Genomic DNA, 21,516 nt, shown 5'->3' with positions numbered 1-21,516 from the left:
GGGAAACACCTGTACCCATACCGAACACAGAAGTTAAGCCTCTTAACGCCGATGGTACTTGGATGGCAACGTCCTGGGAGAGTAGGTAGCTGCCAGACTAATATATATCCCATTGTCTTATGACAATGGGATATTGTTTTATATATATCTTTTGAGCCATTCACTAATTACTCGACCTGCAAAAATCGAATCTTCATTATTAGTAAATATGTGATTTGCATTATCAACAGATAAAAAATTCTTTGTTGTTTTAGCATGATTAAAGATTTTAATAGCATCCGAGTATGGCACCATCTCATCAATTGGCGAATGAACAATCATATACGGAACAGGTATATTTGATATAAATTCAGGTATATTTTGAGAAGAAATATCATCAACTAATGCTTTTTGAACTTTAAGCTCTCTACCTCCTATTGATATCATAGCTTCGTTTCTAAGATTAAAATCATCTTTGTAGTTTTGTAACAACTTTACTAGATTTTCAAAGCTATATGGTGCACCAAAAGTGACTAAAGCTTTGAGATTTTTAGCCTCCAGAGAAGCTCTCATGGCAGCTACTGCACCCATGGAATGACCAAGAAGAACTCTTACTTTTCCAAATTCACCTTCTATGAAGCTAACAGCATCTAATAAGTCTGTTACATTCGTGGAAAAATTAGTACTAGAGAAATCGCCTTCGCTTTCTCCTAATCCAGTAAAATCAAATCTAAAAATTCCAATATTATTTTTCGTCAATTCATTATCAACATTTACAATCAATTTATATTGCTTAGAGCAGGAAAAGCAATGAGCAAATATACCGAAATCCTTAGCTTCCTTATCTTCAGGCAAATCTAATGTACCTGCTAAGGTAATCCCATTTCTATTATTAAACTTTAAATCTATCTTTTTCATAATTATCCCCTTTTTCTAAAAAACTATTACTTATATACCAATTTATTTTGATAATCAAACTATTTTTGTAATTAATTAAATATATGGTACTATTTAATTATTGACAATTATCAATAATGTGGTAGCATTATTGATAGTTAAGATAAATCTTTATGGAATGTCTGGAGCCCTTATAGGACTCCTTTTTATTCTAAATGCAGAGAAACCGGTCAATTAATAAAAATATAATCCGGAGGGTAATAAATGATATTAGTAATAAATGATTCAGCAACTGAAAATGAAGTAGAAAAAATAAAGGAAGAATTAAATTCTTTAGGATGTAGAATATATGAATTGATAGGGCTAGATTATCACATATTAGGGATACTTGAAATTATAGATCCAATAATTTTAAAAAAAATTGAAGAGAACAAAGCAGTTGAAAAAATTATCCCATTAGAAGCAGCTCAAATTAAGGCTACTAGGCTATATAAGAGTGAAGATACTATGTTAAATATAAACAATCATCAAATTGGAGGAAATAAATTAGGAATTATTGCAGGGCCTTGCTCTGTTGAAAGCGAAAAACAGATATTATCAATAGCTAGAGATGTAAAGAAAGCAGGAGCTAATTTTTTAAGAGGTGGAGCTTTTAAACCTAGAACATCTCCATATACATTTCAAGGATTAGGAGAAGAAGGATTAGAGTTCTTAAAACTAGCTAAAGAAGAAACCGGATTACCTATAGTGACAGAGATAATGTCAGTGAAATTGATAGATAAATTTGTAGAAGATGTAGATGTCATACAAGTTGGTGCTAGAAATATGCAGAATTATGAGCTGTTAAGAGAACTTGGTAAAACAAATAAGCCAATACTCTTAAAAAGAGGCATTTCTGCTACAATCGAGGAATTTCTTTTGTCTGCTGAATATATATTGGCAGGTGGAAATGAAAATGTAATACTGTGTGAAAGAGGAATTCGAACTTTTGAGAAATTTACAAGAAATACATTGGATTTAAGTTCTGTAGTTGCACTAAAGAAGTTGAGCCACTTGCCAGTGATAGTAGATCCAAGCCACAGCACAGGTTTATGGTGGATGATAGAACCGCTTTCTAAAGCCGCAATATCTGTAGGTGCGGATGGACTTTTGATAGAAGTACACAATGAGCCTGACAAAGCACTAAGTGATGGGAAACAATCTTTAACACCTGAAAATTTTTCTAAACTCATGGAAAAATTAAAACCACTTGCATTTCTTGAAGGAAAGGAAATTTAATAAATTAAAATTATGAAAAAGTGAGAAAAAATGAGAGTTATCAAAGTAGAAGCAAAATCGAACAAATACGATATAGCCATTGAAAAAGGGATTTTGAATAATATTGGAGATGATATAAGAAAAATTTACCATGGAAGAAAAATTGCAATCGTAACAGATAGCAATGTCTATGGAATATATGGAAGCACTTTGAAGAAATCTCTTGAGAAATCCAATTTTGAGACCTCTTTTATTGTTCTTGATCCAGGAGAGAAAAGCAAATCACTAGAAACTCTTAAAGTTTTATATGATAATTTTGTCGATTTTGCTTTAACAAGAAGCGACCTTGTAATAGCATTAGGTGGTGGAGTGATAGGTGATATAGCTGGCTTTGCAGCAGCAACATATTTGAGAGGAATTGAGTTTGTTCAAATACCCACTACACTACTTGCCCAAATAGATTCGAGTATTGGTGGGAAAGTAGCTGTAAACTTGCCGCAAGGGAAAAATTTAATAGGGAGTTTTTATCAACCAAAGAAAGTGATTATTGACCCAGCATTTTTAAATACACTTCCTGATGAGCAAATAAAAAATGGGCTTAGCGAAGTTGTCAAATATGCATGTATCAAGGATGTGGAATTTTTTAATTATTTAATTAAAATAAAAAACAAAAGAGATTTATTTAATGCTTTGGAATATATTATTTATACTTGCTGCAATATAAAAAAAGAAATAGTGGAAATAGACGAAAAAGACAATAATGAAAGAATGATTTTGAATTTTGGGCACACTTTAGCTCATGCTTTAGAGAAGTATTTTGATTACAATATATCTCATGGAGAAGCAGTAGCTATTGGGATGTACTATATAACAAGAAAAACTGAAGAGCTAGGCTATACAGAAGAAGGCACAAGATCTAAATTAGAAGAGCTCTTGGAGAATTTTAACATAAGATATAATCTACCAAATGTTGACATGAAAAAAATAAGAGAGTATGTATTGATTGATAAAAAGAACTTTTCAGGAAATTTAAATTTAGTAATTCTTAGAAAAATTGGGGAAGCATTTATTGAAAGCATTCCAGTTGAGAAAATAAATTATTTTTTCTAAAAAATAAAATTGTGATTTAGGAAAATATTCATCATATAAGAAATAAGAGTTATATAAAAGAATATACTCTGTTAAGGAGTCATTATGAAAAAAAATTTTGGATTAATTGGAGAAAATTTAGGACACACATATTCACCGTTTATACACAGTGAAATACTTAACAAATTATATATTGAAGGTCATTATGGAGTCTATGAAGTAAAAAAAGCAAATCTAAGGAATGTTGTCTCTGGCTTAAAAGCTTTGGGATTTAGCGGCGTAAATGTCACTATCCCTTACAAAATAGATATAATAGATTATTTGGATTTGCTAAGTGAAGAAGCCAAAAAAATTGGAGCTGTAAATGTAATAAAAATTGACAAAGACGATACTTCAATAGGCTATAATACAGATTATTTTGGCTTTGGAATGATGCTTCGAAAATATGATGTTGAAATAAAAGATAAAAATGTTTTAACACTAGGCACAGGTGGAGCGTCAAGAGCTGTCATTCAATATCTCATAGACAATAGTGTAGCGGATATTACAATTGCATCAAGAAATCCTGAAACAGCAAGTTTAAAATACAAAGGGCATAAGATAATCGGATATCAAGATATATCTGAAGTCACTGATTGCTCTATATTAATAAACACAACACCAATTGGAATGTTTCCTAATATAAAAGAATCACCTATCAGTAGACACCATTTAAGGAATTTCAAATATGCTATAGATTTGGTATACAACCCTTCTGAGACATTGTTTTTAAAAGAGGCAAAGGATGAAGGCCTAAGGGCAATTAATGGATTATATATGTTAGTAGCTCAAGCTGTAAAATCTCAAGAAATATGGAACGACATTTGCATCTCAGAAAACATTATAGACACGATTGTAAATGATTTGTACAGTGAAATAGATAAAAGTCTGGAGGATGGAAAATGCATATAACAGTGATAAATGGACCTAATATAAACTTCTTAGGCATAAGAGAAAAAAACATATATGGAGTAAATACTTATGAGGAATTGTGTAAGTTTATAAGAGAAGAAGCGAACAAACTCGGGGTAGATGTTAGCATCTATCAAGAGAATTCAGAAGGGGAGATTATAAACATCATCCAGAAAGCATATGGATCAACTGATGGCATAATTATAAATCCCGGAGCTTACACTCATTATAGCTATGCAATATATGATGCTATTAAATCAGTTGGAATTAATACTATTGAGGTTCATATCACAAATATATACAATAGAGAAGAATTTAGGCGCAAATCAGTAGTAGCACCTGCGTGTATTGGACAAATTTCTGGATTTGGATTTCATAGCTATAAATATGCACTAGAGGCACTATTAGAATATAATATTTAATGAGAGTTAATAATCAACTCTCATTTCATTTGGTATAATATCATCTCAAGCTTATTGATGAATAAGTCAAATATGTTATAATATAGACTGTATAAAATGGAGATGATGTTATGAAAAAAAATAAAGAAAGAAAAATAATAAATTTTAAAAACAAAATAGCAGCTAACTTTTTTGTATTAAGCATAATAACTGTGCTGAGCTTTATTACAATGGCTTTGACTTTTGTATTTTCAAGAGCTGTATGGGATATGGAAATGTTTATAAGTTATTTCCAGAGTCCCAAACTCATACTGCTAAATTTTTTACCTATATTTCTTTTGTTCTTGTTTGTATATTTGATTTCAAATAGATTATTTCTAGGATATATAGTTTCGTCAGGCCTATGGGTTACTTTTTCGATCATCAATAAATTCAAATTGACTTATAGAGACGATCCTTTTAAATTCATAGATATTTTATTAGTAAGAGAATCGATGGATATGGCTCAAAAATATCCAATCGTATTTAGCAGAAATATGATAATAATGGTTATTGGAATAATAGCAATCACAGTCCTGCTCTATTTCTTTGCAAACTATAAAGTTGATACTAAAAGAATTAGAATCACCAGTCTTATTTTCGTCATTTTATTGAGCTATTTTTTATTTAACAATACCTATAGTGATACGAAAGTATATGCAGAATTAGGCGATCAAACATTAATAAATCCTTGGTCAAAAACGCAGCAATTTCAAGCAAAAGGATTTGTATATCCTTTTATTCACAGCATAAGAGAAGCATTTGAAAAAGAGCCTGATGGATATGATAAAGATAAAGCAAGAGAAATACTTTCATCTTATGAGTATAACGATATTCCTGAAGAAAAGAAAGTAAATGTCATAGCGATAATGCTCGAGTCATATAGCGATTTTTCTAAATATGAATCAATAGTATGGAAAGATGATCCGTATAAATATTTTCACAAATTAAAAGAAGAATCTTACCATGGCAATTTAATAACTGATGTATTTGGTGGAGGTACTGTTGAGACAGAGAGAAGTTTTTTAACAGGATATCATAATCATCCAAGATACTATAAAGACACAAATTCATTTGTATGGTATTTTAATGAACAGGGCTATTATACAGAAGCAATGCATCCTATTTACGGGTGGTTTTACAATAGAAGAAATGTAAATGAATATCTAGGATTTCAAAACTTTGATTATTATGAGAATAAATACAGTAAAATTAGTGAATATTTCTTCATGGACTATAATTTCTTTGATTTTATAATAGAAGGATATGAAAATTCGACTAAACCTTACTTTAATTTTAGCGTGACATATCAAAATCATGGGCCTTATTCAGATGAATATAAAGAAGGCAATGATATAATTGAGTTTAAAGAAGGATATGATAGAAAAGCTTTTAATATTGTTAATAATTATCTTTCAGGCATAAAAAGGACAGATGCTGCAATCGAGAAACTGATTGAATATTTTAGAAATCAAGAAGAACCTACAATAGTTGTCTTATTTGGAGACCATAAACCATGGCTAGGAAACGACGATATTGGATACAAGATGCTAGGAATAGACATAGATATGAAAACTCCTCAAGGAATGGTTAATTACTACGAAACTCCATATATTATTTGGGGAAATGACAGTGCCAAGGATGTATTTGGAGATGTGTTTAAAGGAGAAGGAAATACAATAAGTCCAAATTTCTTGATGAATGAATTATTCAACTTAATGGGTTTAAAAGGCAATGAATACATGCAGTATATAAATGATTTAAAACAATCTGTGGATGTGCTAAATAAAGTATATTATAAAGAAAATGGAGAATACACAAATAAATTAAACGATAGAAACCAAGAGCTATTAAAAGAATATATAAATGTTGAATTTTATTATTCACACAATTTCATAAAAAAAGATTAAAAAAGATAGACATTTACTGATTCAGTAAATGTCTATCTTTTTTTTATAAAATATTTCTTGCATACTATAACTAACAATGCTATACTCAATAAGAATAAAAATACTTTAAATCAGTCCTGTGAGGCTGGAAAGGAGAATAATTATGGTAGATAACGCAATTAAGAAGAGCTTTGCTTTTGGCTTAAGCATAGCCAACTTCAAAAAAGGACTTTTAGCAATTCAGCACCTTATAGCAATGTTTGGAGCTACAGTATTAGTTCCAATTGTAACAGGTTTAAATCCTTCAGTAGCATTGTTTAGTGCAGGAGTTGGCACTCTCATCTTTCATTTCTGCACAAAGAAAAAAGTCCCCGTATTTTTAGGCTCATCATTCGCATTTATCCCAGTTATTTTAACAGTTAAACAATTATTTAATGGAGATCTAGCATACGCCCAAGGTGGGATATTCGTTGCTGGATTAATTTATGTCCTAATGTCAATGTTGATAAATAAAATTGGCATAGATAAAATACAAAGGGTACTCGCACCGCAAGTAATTGGACCAATGATAATAGTAATAGGTTTAAATCTATTGCCTGTAGCTTTTAGCATGGGAAGCCAGAACTATACCATTGCAATAATAACTTTAGGAACAGCTCTACTTCTAAATATTTTCGGTAGAGGATTTATGAAACAACTATCAATTCTTATAGGAGTTATCGTAGGATACACGATATCTTATAGAATAGGCATAGTTGATGTTGGCATAGTAAAAGAAGCATCTTTGTTTGCAATTCCAAAGTTTACATTACCTAAATTCGACATCGGAGCAATAGCTATAATAGCGCCAGTTGTCTTAGCAGTTTTCATGGAGCATCTCGGGGATATAACAACAAACGGTCAAGTAGTAGGCAAAGACTTTATCAAAGACCCAGGGCTTAATAGGACTTTATTAGGGGATGGCTTAGCTACAGCTTTTGCAGCTTTAATTGGAGGCCCAGCTAATACGACATATGGAGAGAATACAGGAGTATTGGCCATAACAAAAAACTATGATCCATCAATTCTTAGACTAACTGCTGTATTTGCAATAATACTTGCCTTCATTTCTAAAGTTGGATCTATCTTAACAACTATACCGCAAGCAGTCATGGGTGGAATAAGTATAATGTTATTTAGCATGATAGCACTAGTTGGGGTTAAGACCATCAAGAATAACAAAGTAAAATTTAATTTCAAAAATATATTGGTAATGGTTACTATCTTGGTACTTGGGCTGTTCTCTACAAAGCTTTCAGAAATTACTGGAATAGTTATAGGTATACCAATATCGGAAACTGTGCAAATCACAGGATTAAGTTTTGCAGCACTAGTTGGGATAATATTAAATGCTGCATTAAATAAATTGAACAAAGAATAGATAAAAATTCAAATTTGAACTATAAGGAGATGCTTTTATCACGCATCTCCTTTTTAATTGGACAAAACAGAGAAAAAAATATAAAATGTATGAGTAAAATAAAAAGGGAGGGGTTCTAAAATTGCCAAATGTTATAGTGATTGGAGGAGGAGCCTCTGGAATTGTTGCAGCTATAATTGCAAAAAGGAATAATTCTTCTGTGACATTGTTAGAAAGAAACGATCGTATAGGCAAAAAACTATTAGTTACTGGGAATGGAAGATGTAACTATACAAATGCTGATATGAGTTTAGACTATTTTCATAGTTCGAATAAGAAATGCATTGAGAATGTTTTAAAGATTTTTGACAGGGATAATACTTTAGACTTTTTTGAGAGATTGGGAATTATGCCTAAAGTAGAAGAAGGAAAGATTTTTCCAATGTCTTTGCAAAGTTCTAGTGTATTAGATGTATTGCGTTATGAACTTGAAAGACTTAATGTAAATGTTGTTACAGGAGCATATGTAACTGAAATATCAAAGAAAAAAGATTTTTTAATAAAAACAAAAACTGGCGAGACTTTTCATGCAGATAAATTAATCATTGCAACCGGCGGAATGGCAATGCCAGTAAGCGGCTCAGACGGAAATGGGTACAAGTTCGCAAAAGAATTTGGACACAGTATAAATACTCCAACTCCTGCACTTGTGCAGCTTAAATTGGAATCTGATAAATTAAAAGCAATGGATGGAGTGAAATTTGAAGGATCAGCAAAGCTATATGTAGAAAATAAATTAGTAAGAAAAGAAAAAGGCGAGATATTATTTACTGATTATGGAGTATCAGGTCCACCAATTTTGCAACTAAGCAGAGAAGCTGTCAGAGGGATTAGTGAAAAAAGAAATGTACAACTCGAAATAAATTTATTTGATAAAAGCATTGATGAATTCAGAAATTATTTGATAAAAAGATTTTCATACATGCCTACTAAGACTATTGAATTGGGGCTTATTGGACTAATCAATAAAAGGTTGATTATTCCAATTTTAAAAGAGATCAACTTGGATAAAAATAAATTGGTTAAAGAATTATCAAAACAAGACATTGATAAGCTTTCACATGTATTGACAGACTGGAGATTTAAAGTAATTGGAGACAAAGGATGGGGGCAAGCTCAAACAACTGCTGGAGGCATATTGACACAAGATATCAACCCTGAAACTTTAGAATCAAAGAAAGTAAATGGATTGTATTTCTGCGGTGAAATATTAGATGTTGATGGAGACTGCGGAGGCTATAATCTTCAATGGGCATGGTCAAGTGGATATGTAGCTGGGTTAAATGCCTCTAAATGATAGGTTTTAAACAATGCTTTAAATAAATGGAAAATATGGTAATATTTATATTAAGTTGATTTAATGCCTTATTATAAGGAGGATATAATGATAAGTTTAAAGAATAATTTGATCAAAAGACATGAAGAAAAAAAACCAATTAGAGTATGTTTAGTTGGGGCTGGGATGATGGGTAAAGGTTTTGTCAGCCAAGTGACTAGAATAAAAGGGATGGAGACTTCTGTCGTTTGCAGCAATAAAATAGAAGATTGTTACAAAGCATTAGAATTTGCAGGAATTAAAAGAGAAGATATAGTGGAAGCCAAAAGTACTAATGACATAGATAAAGCACTAGAACAAGGGAAATACGCCGTTACAGATGATTGGCAAATTGCTATTAAATCGAGTCTTGTTGATGTAGTGTTAGATGCTACTGGAGTACCTGAAACAGGAGCAAATATCGCTTTAAATTCGATAAATGAAGGTAAACACATAGTCATGCTAAATGTGGAAGCTGACGTTGTAGTAGGTCCTTATTTAAACAAACTTGCAAAAGAAAAAGGAGTTGTTTACACAGGCTCAGCGGGTGACGAACCAGGTGCAGCTCTTGAGTTATATGATTTTGCTACAATATCAGGATTTGAAGTTCTAGCGATTGGAAAAGGAAAGAACAATCCTCTAAACTATTATGTTACACCTGACATGGTGGAAGAAGAAGCAATCAGAAAAGGACTTAAGCCACTTAGACTTGCATCATTTATCGATGGAACTAATACAATGGTTGAATTGGCAGCCATGGCAAACGCTACAGGGTTTGTCCCTGATATAAGAGGAGGACATGGAGTAACTGCAAAAGTAGAAGACATGCCTAAAATTTACAGTTTAAAAGAAAATGGCGGAATACTTAATAAATATGGCATAGTAGATTTTACACATGGAATTGCACCGGGAGTATATGCTATAATAACAACTGACTTACCTGTAGTACATAAGGAGATGCAGTTTTTGAAAATGGGTGATGGACCAAACTATATATTATATAGGCCATATCACTTGACAAGTTTAGAAACGCCTATATCAATCGCAAAAGCTGCTATACTTAATGAACCATCTATAGTGCCAAAATCAAATCACCCATATGCTGAAGTCATCACTAGAGCAAAAAAAGACTTAAAAAAAGGAGAACACTTAGACGGCATAGGAGAATACACTGTATTTGGCTCAATTGATAGCTATGAAACAGCTAAAAAAGAAAATCTAGTGCCTATAGGTTTGATTAACAAAAAAGCCACTGTCACTAGAGATATAAAAAAAGGAGAATATCTAACTTACGAAGATGTCAATTTAGATAGTGAATCCACTTTATATAAGTTGAGAAAACTCCAAGATAACGATAACTAATTGTTGACAAGGTGCAATATTTTAAGATATATTAATAAAAGTATGATATGCTATGAAAAGGACGAGTAGCTTATATGAGCATCCCAGAGAGGCGATTGACGGTGTAAGATCGCTATGTTAGTATTTGCGAATATCACCTTTGAGCATTGTACCTGAAATATTAGTAAGGTATGACGCAAGCTATGCGATATATGCGTAAAGTGACAGCTTAATTAAGCTGTAATTTGGGTGGTACCGCGAACATTCGTCCCTAAGTCATTGACTTAGGGATTTTTCAATAGAAAGGAGAATAAAATGAAAAGGTTTAATGAATTATCAAATAAACCCGTAAGCGAGAGAGAAAAATCAATCTCTGCATATTGGAAAGAAATTGATTTATTGCACAAATCTGTAGATACTAGAGATGAAAACAATCCATTCATTTTTTATGAAGGACCTCCCACAGCTAATGGAAAACCAGGCATACATCATGTAATGGCTAGGACATTAAAAGATTTAACATGCAGATACAAAACCATGAAAGGCTATCAAGTCAAGAGAAAAGCTGGATGGGACACACATGGACTCCCAGTTGAAATTGAAGTTGAGAAGAAACTGAATTTAAAGAACAAACAAGATATTGAAAAATACGGTGTAGAAGAATTTAACAAACAGTGTCGTGAGTCTGTATTCCAATATGAGAAATTATGGCGGGAAATGACAGAGCGAATGGCATATTTGATAGACTTAGACAATCCATACATCACCTTAGAAAATGACTATATAGAATCAGTTTGGTGGATACTAGACAAAATGAATAAAGAAGGATTGCTCTATGAAGGCCATAAAATTTTGCCATACTGTGCAAGATGCGGAACAGGACTTGCTTCACATGAAGTAGCATTGGGGTATGAAGAAATAAAGACAGAAACTGTAACTGTGAAATTTAAACTCAAAGACAAAAATGAATATTTTCTAGCATGGACAACAACACCATGGACATTGCCATCAAATGTTTGCTTAACTGTAAATCCTGAAGTAACTTATGTAAAAGTCATTTCAGATGGTGAGATTTATTATCTTGCCAAAGACTTAGCTGACAAAGTTTTAGAAAAAGAATATGAAATATTAGAAGAAATAAAGGGAAAAGACTTAGAGTATATCGAATATGAGCAATTAATTCCATTTATTAAAGTAAATGATAAAGCATTTTTTGTAACTCTTGGAGACTATGTAACAACTGAAGATGGAACTGGTATAGTCCACTCTGCACCTGCTTTTGGTGAAGATGACTACAATACTGGCTTAAGATATAATCTCCCAGTAGTAAACCCAGTAGGTGAAGATGGTGAATTCATAACAACTCCATGGGCTGGAAAATTTGTAATGGATGCAGATGAAGATATTATAAAATGGCTTAAAGAAAATGGTAAGCTATACAAAAAGGAAAAAATACTTCATAATTATCCTCACTGCTGGAGATGTCATACACCGTTATTATACTATGCTAAACCTTCATGGTATATCGAAGTTACTAAATTCAAAGACAAACTTATTGAAAATAACAATGGAGTAAATTGGTATCCAGAATTTGTCGGAGAAAAGAGATTTGGAAATTGGTTGGAGAACTTAAATGATTGGGCTATAACTCGTTCAAGATATTGGGGGACTCCATTTCCACTTTGGAGATGTGAAGAATGCGGTCATATTGAGAGTGTAGGCTCAAGAGATGAATTGGTAGAGAAAGCTATTGAAGATATAGATAGAGATTTAGATTTGCATAGGCCATATGTTGACAATGTTCACTTTAAATGCCCTGAATGCGGAGGCTTGATGACTAGAGAAAAAGATGTAATTGACGTATGGTTTGACAGTGGATCAATGCCATTTGCACAACATCACTATCCATTTGAGCATAAAGATGATTTTGACAAACTATTCCCTGCGGATTTTATCTGTGAAGGAATTGATCAAACAAGAGGTTGGTTCTACTCTTTGTTAGCAATTTCAACATTTGTAACAGGGAAAGCGCCATATAAAAATGTCTTGGTAAATGATTTGGTTTTAGACAAAGAAGGCAAAAAAATGTCTAAATCTAAAGGCAATACTGTAGATCCATTTAAACTCTTTGATGAATATGGAGCAGATGTTTTAAGATGGTATTTAATATATGTTTCACCACCATGGACGCCAACAAAATTTGATGAAGATGGATTGAAAGAAGTAGAATCCAAATTCTTTAGAAGTATAAGAAATGTATACAACTTCTTCAGCCTTTATGCAAATACAGATGAAGTAGACCCTAGAGAATTCAACATTCCATACGAAAACAGGCCAGAAATAGATAGGTGGATACTTTCAAGATTCAATAGCTTATTAATAGAAACCCAAGAAAATATGGAACAGTTTGAATTAACAAGAGCAGTAAGAGATATACAAGAATTTGTAATAGAAGACTTATCCAATTGGTATATAAGGAGAAATAGAAGAAGATTTTGGTCAACTTCATTAGATGACGATAAAAAGGCAGTTTACAATACAACCTATGAAATATTGGTAGGATTAACTAAAATAATTGCTCCGTTTGTTCCATTCATCGCAGAAGAACTGTATAGAAATTTAACTGACAACGAGAGCGTTCACTTGGATTATTATCCAGAAGTAAATGAAAAACTCATAGACAAAAAATTAGAAGAGAAGATGGATTTAGTTAGAAATTTAGTTGCCCTTGGGAGAGCATCTAGAGAAAGTGTAAAAATAAAGGTTAGACAACCACTACAAGAAGTATTGATAGATGGGAAATACGAAGAGACAATATCTGACATAGTTGACTTAATAAAAGAAGAGCTAAATGTAAAAGAAGTAGTATTTGAAAAAGATCTATCTCAGTTTATGAATTTTTCACTAAAGCCAAACTTTAAAGTAGCAGGGCCTATCTTGGGCTCCAAGATCAAGAGTTTTTCAAAAGCTTTAGAAACATTAGATGCTAAGGAAGTCTCAGAAAAATTTGAAAGCGGAGAGACTTTAACATTAAACTTAGATGGGGAAGATGTAAATATAGATAAAGACATGGTAACCGTAACCATTTCTTCTAAAGAAGGATTTAATGTAGTGATGGAAAACAATCTATTTGTTATATTAGACACTACACTAACTCAAGACTTAATAGATGAAGGATTTGCAAGAGAATTCATATCAAAAGTTCAGCAAATGAGAAAGAACAATGACTATGAAATTCTAGACACCATTAAAATATATTATAATGGACCAGACAGTGTAGAAAAAGCGGTAATGAAGTTTGAAGACTATATCAAAAAAGAAACTTTAGCCACAGACATCATAAAAGTAGATGAAGAATTTGAGCAAAAACAAGACTTAAATGGAGAACTAACTGGAATAAGACTTGAAAAGAATTAATTTAAAAAGATTAGATTTTTAAGCGTTCAGATAGTTAATTATAATTTCTAAAAAATATGGCATAGTCGTTAATATTCGGCTATGCCTTTTTTAACATTGTCAAGCATAATTTGAACAAAATGTGCTATAATGGAAAAAATATATAAATAAAAGACAAAATTGATTGTCATATAAAAACTTTTGTATAGATGCTAGTATAAGTGTTTATACAGCAGTTAGTTTTGATTTTAAATATAATGGGAGGAAGTTGATTTATGGAAAACAATAAAAAAGAACAAGAACGTGCTGAACTTTACCGTACCATATGGAATATAGCAAATGACCTAAGAGGCAGCGTAGATGGATGGGACTTTAAACAATATGTCCTCGGAATGTTGTTTTATCGATACATATCTGAAAATATTACCGCTTTTATCAATGCTGGTGAATGGGAAGCAGGAAATATAGATTTTGACTATGCAAAGCTTTCTGATGAAGAAGCAGAAGAGATCCGAGAAGAAATGGTTGATTCAAAGGGTTTCTTTATTTTACCTAGTGAGCTTTTTGAAAATGTCCGCGCTCGTGCAAAGGAAGATGAAAACTTGAACGAAACACTTGAACGGGTATTTAAAAACATAGAGGCGTCAGCACAAGGCAAAGAAAGCGAAGACGATTTTAAAGGTTTGTTTGATGATATCGATGTTAACAGCAACAAACTGGGCACCACTGTGGCGAAACGTAACGAAAAGCTGGTAAAACTTCTTAATTCTATCGCTGATATGAAATTAGGCGATTACAAAGATCATACAATTGATGCTTTCGGCGATGCCTATGAATATTTAATGGGTATGTATGCATCAAATGCTGGAAAAAGCGGTGGAGAGTATTATACACCTCAGGAAGTTTCTGAATTGCTAACTCGCATTGTATTAGTAGGCAAAACCGAAGTCAACAAGGTGTACGACCCTGCTTGTGGGTCTGGCTCATTGCTTTTAAAATTTGCTAAAATTCTCGGAAGGGATAATGTACGACAAGGATTCTTTGGACAAGAAATCAACATAACGACATATAACCTATGTAGAATAAATATGTTTCTACACGACATCGGTTACGAGAAATTTGATATTGCCTTGGGAGATACATTGACTGATCCACAACATTGGGATGATGAGCCTTTTGAGGCGATTGTTTCAAATCCGCCATATTCTACTAAATGGAAAGGCGATAGCGATCCTATTTTAATCAACGATCCGCGTTTTTCGCCAGCGGGAGTATTAGCTCCAAAATCCAAAGCTGACCTGGCTTTTATCATGCATAGCCTTTCTTGGCTTGCGACAAATGGAACAGCAGCAATAGTATGTTTCCCCGGGGTAATGTATAGAGGAGGTGCTGAGAAGAAAATCAGGCAATACCTTGTCGATAACAATTACATTGACTGTATAATCCAGTTGCCTGACAATCTTTTTTATGGAACTAGCATTGCCACGTGCATTATGGTAATTAAAAAATCCAAATCAGAAAACAAAACATTATTTATAGATGCATCAGAAGAATTTGTTAAAGTTACCAACAACAACAAGCTGACAGATGAAAATATAGAGAATATTTTAAATGCCTTTAAGGAGAGAAAGGACATTGCATACTTTTCAAAGCTTGTTCCTAACAGTGAAATAGCAAAAAATGACTACAATCTTTCTGTTTCTACTTATGTAGAGAAAGAGGACACAAGAGAGAAGATAGATATAGTCGCTCTTAATAAGGAGATAGAAAGAATCGTTGCAAGAGAGCAGCTTTTAAGAGAAGAAATCGACAAGATTATCGCAGAGATAGAGGTGGAACAATGAGCAAATTAAATGAATTGATTGCTGAATATTGCCCTGATGGAGTGGAGTATGTAAAGTTAGCTGATGTTTGTGATATTACACGTGGTAGAGTAATATCCAAAGAATATTTACGTTATAATAAGGGTGAGTACCCTGTTTATTCATCACAAACTACAGATAATGGAATCTTCGGCTTTATTAATAATTATGACTATGATTGTGAATCTATAACTTGGACTACTGATGGAGCAAATGCTGGGTCTGTTTTTTATCACATTAACGAAAAATTTAGTATTACTAATGTGTGTGGCTTATTACGTGTGAAAGACAATAATATTCTGAACACAAAGTTTCTGTTTTATTATTTGCAAATAGTTGCTAAAAATTACGTTAGTTCTGGTATGGGAAACCCAAAACTTATGAGTACTACTATGGCTCGTGTGGTTATCCCCCTCCCACCCCTACCTGTACAGCAAGAAATTGTCAGAATACTGGACAATTTCACAGAGCTTACAACAGAGCTTACAGCAGAGCTTACAGCAGAGCTTACAGCAAGAAAAAAACAATATGAATATTATAGGGATAAGTTATTGACTTTTGGTGATGAAGTACCTGTTGTTAAGTTGGGCGAAATAGCTACAGATATGTATCGTGGATCAGGAATAAAACTTAGTGAAATTACTAAAGATGGTATACCTTGTGTTCATTATGGAGAAATTTATACTAAATATAATATATGGTTTGACACTTGCATATCTCATACAAAGAAAGGCACAAAGACATTTGAACATGGGGATATATTATTTGCAATCACTGGCGAAAGTGTAGAAGAAATAGCTAAATCATGTGCATATATGGGGCATGAAAAGTGCTTCGCTGGTGGTGATATTGTTGTTATGAAACATAAACAAAATCCCAAATACATTTCTTATGCCCTATCTACATCAGATGCTATAGCACAAAAAGGTAGAGGAAAAGTAAAGAGCAAGGTTGTTCATACAAGTATTCCTGCACTTAAAGAGATCTGTATCCCTTTGCCATCGTTAGAAGAGCAAGCTCGCATAGTTTCAATACTCGATCGCTTTGATGCGCTTTGTAACGATCTTACCAGTGGTCTTCCGGCTGAGATTGAAGCACGACAAAAGCAATATGAATATTACAGGGATAAATTATTAGCTTTCCCTGCTCGTCCAAAAGACGCAAAGGGAGCAAATGAGGTGAAAGCATGAGTATATATAACATCGTTGCAAGTACCGACGAAGCAACGGTAGTATCCGAATACACAGCAGATTACAGCGTCCGCCCTGAAAAGTATCAGAGCGAGGCTGATCTTGAGCGAGAGTTTATCAACCTTTTAATCTCGCAAGGATATGAATACATTACAATACACAATGAGGCTGCGCTTATCTCGAATCTCCGTAAACAGCTTGAATTACTCAATGATTTTACCTTTACCGATGGTGAATGGAATAGATTTTTTACAGAATGCATTGCTAACACCAATGAGGGCATCGTCGAGAAAACAAGAAAAATTCAAGACGACCATATTCAGATACTAAAGCGAGATGATGGTTCTACAAAGAATATTTATCTTTTAGACAAAAAGAATATCCACAACAATCGATTGCAGGTAATCAATCAATACGAGGAATCAGCTGGCAAGCATGCAACACGTTACGATGTTACAGTGCTTGTAAATGGATTGCCCCTTGTACATGTGGAATTAAAACGTCGAGGAGTATCCATACGAGAAGCATTTAATCAGATTGACCGCTATCAACGAGATAGCTTTTGGGCATCTTCGGGTCTGTTTGAGTATGTGCAGATTTTCGTAATCTCAAACGGCACACATACAAAGTATTACAGTAACACTACAAGAAATGCTCATTTAAAGGAGCAAAATAAAGGCGAAAGTAAAAGAGGGGAAAAAACGAGCAACAGCTTTGAATTTACTAGCTTTTGGGCAGATGCGAATAACAAAGTCATAGCTGACCTTGTGGATTTTACTAGAACATTTTTTGCAAAGCACACCCTTTTGAATATTATTACAAAATACTGTGTATTTACATCTGAGGATTTGTTGCTTGTAATGCGCCCATATCAAATTGCTGCTGCTGAACGAATATTGTCACGTATTATAGTATCAACCAACTACAAAAAAATGGGCACAACAGATGCTGGAGGATATATCTGGCATACAACAGGCTCAGGAAAGACCTTGACTAGCTTTAAGACAGCTCAACTAGCTTCTGCATTGCCATACATAGACAAGGTATTGTTTGTAGTTGACCGTAAAGATTTGGACTACCAAACCATGAAGGAATACGATCGCTTTGAAAAAGGAGCAGCCAATGGGAATACATCAACAAGAGTTCTTCAAAGACAATTGGAAGATAGAGATGAAAAGGGAAACCCTCACGAATACAAGATAATTGTAACTACTATTCAAAAGCTGGATGTTTTTATAAGAAAAAATAAACAGCATGATATATATAAAAAACATATTGTGCTTATATTCGACGAGTGCCATCGCTCACAATTTGGCGATATGCACATGGCTATTATAAAAGCATTTAAAAATTATCATATATTCGGCTTTACTGGAACGCCTATTTTTGCTGCAAATGCTGGATCTAACGGCAACCCTATGCTTAGGACAACAGAACAAGCTTTTGGAGAAAAACTTCATACTTATACCATAGTAGATGCCATTAACGATAGAAATGTATTGCCTTTTAGAATAGATTTTATCAACACGATCAAGATGCCTGATTATCTAGACGATAAAAAAGTCTATAGCATAGACAAGGAAAAAGCTTTAGCCGACCCTCAGCGAGTCAGTGAGATTGTCTCTTATGTCATTGAGCACTTTGATCAGAAGACGAAGCGCAATATCTTTTATGAACTCTCTGCAAAATGGGAAGAACCTGACAAGACAAATCCTAAAAAAATGTTAGAAAAGCGTGAATCAAGGCGTGTAGCGGGGTTTAATTCAATATTTGCTGCAGATTCCATTCCAATGGCTATCAAATACTACAATGAATTTAAAAAACAGCTAGCTGAAAAAAATCGCAACCTTATAGTCGCAACAATTTTCAGTTTTAGCCCCAATGCAGAAGAGCCAGAAGGACTTTTGCCTGATGAAGACTTTAATATAGAAAATCTTGACCAAAGCTATAGAGATTTTTTAGAATCAGCTATCAAGGACTACAATAAAATATTTAACACAAATTATGATACATCTTCAGATAAGTTTCAAAATTACTATAAAGACCTCTCTCTACGTGTAAAAAATAGAGAGATTGATATATTGATTGTTGTTAATATGTTCCTAACAGGATTTGATGCGACCACACTTAACACTCTATGGGTAGATAAAAACTTAAGGCAGCATGGACTAATTCAAGCTTTTTCAAGAACAAACCGCATCTTAAACAGCGTCAAGACATATGGGAACATAGTTTGTTTCAGAGATCTAAAGGAAGAAACTGACAAGGCAATTGCCTTATTTGGAAACAAAGATGCAGGTGGCATTGTACTGTTAAAGACATATGAAGAATACTATAACGGATATGATGACAAAGGCGAGCATAAACCAGGATACACAGAACTTATTTCAACTCTTACATCACAGTACCCACTAGGACAGCCTATTGTAGGAGAAGAGGCAGAAAAAGAATTTATCAAGTTATATGGAGCGATACTACGGCTTAAGAATATCCTTACATCCTTCGATGATTTTGAAGGAAATGAGATTTTATCTGAAAGGGATTTTCAAGACTATCAAAGCAATTATATTGACTTATATCATAAATACAGAAAAAGAGATGATGGGGATAAAGAAATTATAAATGATGACATAGTCTTTGAGATTGAACTAGTCAAGCAGATAGAGGTAAATATTGACTACATCCTCATGCTTGTAGCCAAATATCAAGAATCCAGCTGCAAGGATAAGACAATTCTTACAACTATAAACAAGGCTATCAATTCAAGTTTTGAACTGCGAAGCAAAAAAGAGCTGATTGAAAGTTTTATTGAACAAGTCAATGTATCGACAAAAGTTGACGAGGATTGGCGAAAATTCATCGATGAGCGTAAAGAAGAAGAAATCTCAGCAATCATAGAAGAGGAAAAATTAAAACCTCAAGAAACTCGCCGCTTAATTGACAATGCTTTCAGAGATGGAGTGCTTAAAACAACAGGAACAGCTATTGATAAAATCATGCCGCCTGTATCTCGCTTTGGTGGAGGTAGAGTTGAGAAAAAGCAAGGGATAATCGAAAAACTGATGATTTTCTTTGACAAGTACTTTGGAGTATAGAAAAAGTTACCTTACCACAAACAGGACAACGAGAGTAATTTTGTATCTTTTTAGAAACTGGACTATAGGGTGCGAATTGATGATTGCAAAACATTGTACCATAGAGAGCTTGGAGTCCACAATTTTCATTTAATATTACAAAACGGTACGGGGAAATAGGAGGGAATAATTATGGAGTGTAAAAAATGTAATAGCCAAATGGTAGAATTAGAAGCCCTTGGAGAAGAGGTTCTGAGTTTTTTCAAAAAAGATGGCAAGGAAGAAAATAGAGCAAAGTTTTCATTAAATATAGGTGGAAAGAAAATTGGAGATGATGTAATTCATGGCAGAGTAGATAAAGCCTACTATTGTGAAGAATGCGGATATATGATGGCCACAATTAAAAAGGAAGATTTTTAAAGAAAAACTTCTTGTAAAGGAGTCTGAGTGCAAAGGAAGTAGCTTTAAATTGCTCTTGTAATAAGAACAATTTTTATTGGCACATTTATGAACAACAAAGTGTTTACGGTCTTTAACAGCAACTAAGGTATGTCCACAATATGCTCATACAAGGACTAAGCGTGAAGGAACTTGTTCCCCTGTAATAAATATTTGACCGCAGACTTTGCAAGGGTATTGGCCATTGCCGCCATTGTTGTCATAAATATATTGATGAGGAGCATCACATAAAGGGCAGGTCATCGTTTTTTGTTTTATAAAAATGATGTAACCCTTGATAACATAAGGTTTTTAATAAAAAAATAGGAGTGTCTACTTGACACTACCTTGGAGTAGTGCGAGGTAAATATATGAAAAAAATCATAAAGAAAATTAAATTTTTAGCAATTCTAAATCCTGTTATAATTATTGTCTGTATATACATGGTTGACCTTAATTATGTTGGAATAAAAGAATTAATTGCTGGTATCGTAACTATATTATGTTCCTTAGAGTTTTATTTATTGGATAAGTTATACAAATTATACGAAAAGACTGAACATAAATAGAAAAAAGGATGATTGACTAAAGATAATTGATAAAAATCTATTTTATCCATTAAACTTATTGTAAATGATATAATTAAAATGTACAAAAAAGAGAAAATAAAAATGTACAAAATTGTGCATAATTGCTATTCTTCTTTTAGGAGGGATAGCAATGGAAGACAACTTAAGAGCACAACTAATAATAATAAAAGCTATGGATCTAAAACCTAACTATTCAGAATTAGCTAGAAAATATGGATTTGATAGAAGAACAGTTAAAAAATATTATGAAGGATATGAAGGAAAGCCCAAAACAAGAGATAAACCAAGTAAATTAGATAAATACCAAGATGAAATAATTGAAAAGTTACAAATCGATGGAATTAAAGTA

Annotated in this window: 15 protein-coding genes, 1 rRNA gene, 1 pseudogene and 1 other annotated feature; of the genes and pseudogenes, 16 read left to right on the top strand and 1 reads right to left on the bottom strand. The window is 33.1% G+C overall.

Annotated features, from left to right (window positions below; all coding sequences use genetic code 11):
* A 5S ribosomal RNA gene (gene rrf / locus ACTB1H_RS05055) occupies nt 1-98 on the top strand; the annotation flags it as partial.
* A 40-nt stretch (nt 99-138) separates the two neighbouring features.
* On the opposite strand, the gene ACTB1H_RS05050 is transcribed toward rrf, so the two are convergent.
* Complete coding sequence (locus ACTB1H_RS05050) at nt 139-897, bottom strand: alpha/beta hydrolase family protein (RefSeq protein ID WP_463261746.1); 759 nt, start codon at nt 895-897, stop codon at nt 139-141.
* Nucleotides 898-1,140: 243 nt separating this feature from the next.
* On the opposite strand from ACTB1H_RS05050, the gene aroF reads away from it, so the two are divergent.
* The 15 genes and pseudogenes from aroF to ACTB1H_RS04975 form a co-directional block, all read left to right on the top strand.
* A complete protein-coding gene (gene aroF / locus ACTB1H_RS05045) occupies nt 1,141-2,154 on the top strand; it encodes a 3-deoxy-7-phosphoheptulonate synthase (protein ID WP_463261745.1) in 1,014 nt (337 codons plus the stop codon).
* 30 nt (nt 2,155-2,184) lie between these two features.
* Nucleotides 2,185-3,243: a 3-dehydroquinate synthase gene (gene aroB, locus ACTB1H_RS05040; RefSeq protein WP_463261744.1), complete on the top strand. Its 1,059-nt coding sequence runs from the start codon at nt 2,185-2,187 to the stop codon at nt 3,241-3,243.
* 84 nt (nt 3,244-3,327) lie between these two features.
* Complete coding sequence (aroE, locus tag ACTB1H_RS05035) at nt 3,328-4,173, top strand: shikimate dehydrogenase (protein ID WP_463261743.1); 846 nt, start codon at nt 3,328-3,330, stop codon at nt 4,171-4,173.
* Nucleotides 4,164-4,595: a type II 3-dehydroquinate dehydratase gene (gene aroQ / locus ACTB1H_RS05030; protein ID WP_463261742.1), complete on the top strand. Its 432-nt coding sequence runs from the start codon at nt 4,164-4,166 to the stop codon at nt 4,593-4,595. The genes aroE and aroQ overlap by 10 nt, the downstream gene beginning before the upstream one ends.
* A 110-nt stretch (nt 4,596-4,705) precedes the next feature.
* Nucleotides 4,706-6,523 carry an LTA synthase family protein gene (locus tag ACTB1H_RS05025; protein WP_463261741.1) on the top strand — a complete coding sequence of 606 codons (1,818 nt, stop codon included), beginning with the start codon at nt 4,706-4,708 and terminating at the stop codon, nt 6,521-6,523.
* A gap of 142 nt (nt 6,524-6,665) precedes the next feature.
* Entirely contained in the window at nt 6,666-7,922 is a 1,257-nt protein-coding gene (locus ACTB1H_RS05020; protein WP_463261740.1) for a uracil-xanthine permease family protein, read from the top strand.
* Nucleotides 7,923-8,043: 121 nt separating this feature from the next.
* Nucleotides 8,044-9,258 carry a BaiN/RdsA family NAD(P)/FAD-dependent oxidoreductase gene (locus ACTB1H_RS05015; RefSeq protein ID WP_463261739.1) on the top strand — a complete coding sequence of 405 codons (1,215 nt, stop codon included), beginning with the start codon at nt 8,044-8,046 and terminating at the stop codon, nt 9,256-9,258.
* Nucleotides 9,259-9,345: 87 nt separating this feature from the next.
* Nucleotides 9,346-10,638, top strand: coding sequence for an NAD(P)H-dependent oxidoreductase (locus ACTB1H_RS05010; RefSeq protein WP_463261738.1), 1,293 nt, complete (start codon nt 9,346-9,348; stop codon nt 10,636-10,638).
* A gap of 43 nt (nt 10,639-10,681) precedes the next feature.
* Nucleotides 10,682-10,893 (top strand) — a binding site (T-box leader).
* A gap of 39 nt (nt 10,894-10,932) precedes the next feature.
* Complete coding sequence (gene ileS, locus ACTB1H_RS05005) at nt 10,933-14,034, top strand: isoleucine--tRNA ligase (RefSeq protein ID WP_463261737.1); 3,102 nt, start codon at nt 10,933-10,935, stop codon at nt 14,032-14,034.
* A gap of 254 nt (nt 14,035-14,288) precedes the next feature.
* A complete protein-coding gene (locus ACTB1H_RS05000) occupies nt 14,289-15,857 on the top strand; it encodes a type I restriction-modification system subunit M (RefSeq protein ID WP_463261736.1) in 1,569 nt (522 codons plus the stop codon).
* On the top strand, nt 15,854-17,065 hold the full coding sequence (locus ACTB1H_RS04995) for a restriction endonuclease subunit S (RefSeq protein WP_463261735.1): 1,212 nt from the start codon (nt 15,854-15,856) through the stop codon (nt 17,063-17,065). Before ACTB1H_RS05000 ends, ACTB1H_RS04995 begins: the two co-directional genes overlap by 4 nt.
* Nucleotides 17,062-20,160 carry a type I restriction endonuclease subunit R gene (locus ACTB1H_RS04990; RefSeq protein WP_463261734.1) on the top strand — a complete coding sequence of 1,033 codons (3,099 nt, stop codon included), beginning with the start codon at nt 17,062-17,064 and terminating at the stop codon, nt 20,158-20,160. The genes ACTB1H_RS04995 and ACTB1H_RS04990 overlap by 4 nt, the downstream gene beginning before the upstream one ends.
* 171 nt (nt 20,161-20,331) lie before the next feature.
* On the top strand, nt 20,332-20,559 hold the full coding sequence (locus ACTB1H_RS04985; RefSeq protein WP_463261733.1) for a hypothetical protein: 228 nt from the start codon (nt 20,332-20,334) through the stop codon (nt 20,557-20,559).
* Nucleotides 20,560-20,948: 389 nt separating this feature from the next.
* Complete coding sequence (locus ACTB1H_RS04980) at nt 20,949-21,146, top strand: hypothetical protein (RefSeq protein ID WP_463261732.1); 198 nt, start codon at nt 20,949-20,951, stop codon at nt 21,144-21,146.
* A 151-nt stretch (nt 21,147-21,297) separates the two neighbouring features.
* A pseudogene (locus ACTB1H_RS04975) lies at nt 21,298-21,516 on the top strand (IS21 family transposase); the annotation flags it as partial.

Source organism: Soehngenia sp., assembly GCF_055108775.1.
Note: the sequence above shows the minus strand (reverse complement) of the source record. Positions and strands in the feature narration are given on the sequence as shown.

Bases quoted from the DNA above. Each gene is read 5' to 3' on its own strand.
- ACTB1H_RS05050 (WP_463261746.1), bottom strand. From the start codon at position 897: ATGAAAAAGATAGATTTAAAGTTTAATAATAGAAATGGGATTACCTTA.
- aroF (WP_463261745.1), top strand. From the start codon at position 1,141: ATGATATTAGTAATAAATGATTCAGCAACTGAAAATGAAGTAGAAAAA.
- aroB (WP_463261744.1), top strand. From the start codon at position 2,185: ATGAGAGTTATCAAAGTAGAAGCAAAATCGAACAAATACGATATAGCC.
- aroE (WP_463261743.1), top strand. From the start codon at position 3,328: ATGAAAAAAAATTTTGGATTAATTGGAGAAAATTTAGGACACACATAT.
- aroQ (WP_463261742.1), top strand. From the start codon at position 4,164: ATGCATATAACAGTGATAAATGGACCTAATATAAACTTCTTAGGCATA.
- ACTB1H_RS05025 (WP_463261741.1), top strand. From the start codon at position 4,706: ATGAAAAAAAATAAAGAAAGAAAAATAATAAATTTTAAAAACAAAATA.
- ACTB1H_RS05020 (WP_463261740.1), top strand. From the start codon at position 6,666: ATGGTAGATAACGCAATTAAGAAGAGCTTTGCTTTTGGCTTAAGCATA.
- ACTB1H_RS05010 (WP_463261738.1), top strand. From the start codon at position 9,346: ATGATAAGTTTAAAGAATAATTTGATCAAAAGACATGAAGAAAAAAAA.
- ileS (WP_463261737.1), top strand. From the start codon at position 10,933: ATGAAAAGGTTTAATGAATTATCAAATAAACCCGTAAGCGAGAGAGAA.
- ACTB1H_RS05000 (WP_463261736.1), top strand. From the start codon at position 14,289: ATGGAAAACAATAAAAAAGAACAAGAACGTGCTGAACTTTACCGTACC.
- ACTB1H_RS04995 (WP_463261735.1), top strand. From the start codon at position 15,854: ATGAGCAAATTAAATGAATTGATTGCTGAATATTGCCCTGATGGAGTG.
- ACTB1H_RS04990 (WP_463261734.1), top strand. From the start codon at position 17,062: ATGAGTATATATAACATCGTTGCAAGTACCGACGAAGCAACGGTAGTA.
- ACTB1H_RS04985 (WP_463261733.1), top strand. From the start codon at position 20,332: ATGGAGTGTAAAAAATGTAATAGCCAAATGGTAGAATTAGAAGCCCTT.
- ACTB1H_RS04980 (WP_463261732.1), top strand. From the start codon at position 20,949: ATGAAAAAAATCATAAAGAAAATTAAATTTTTAGCAATTCTAAATCCT.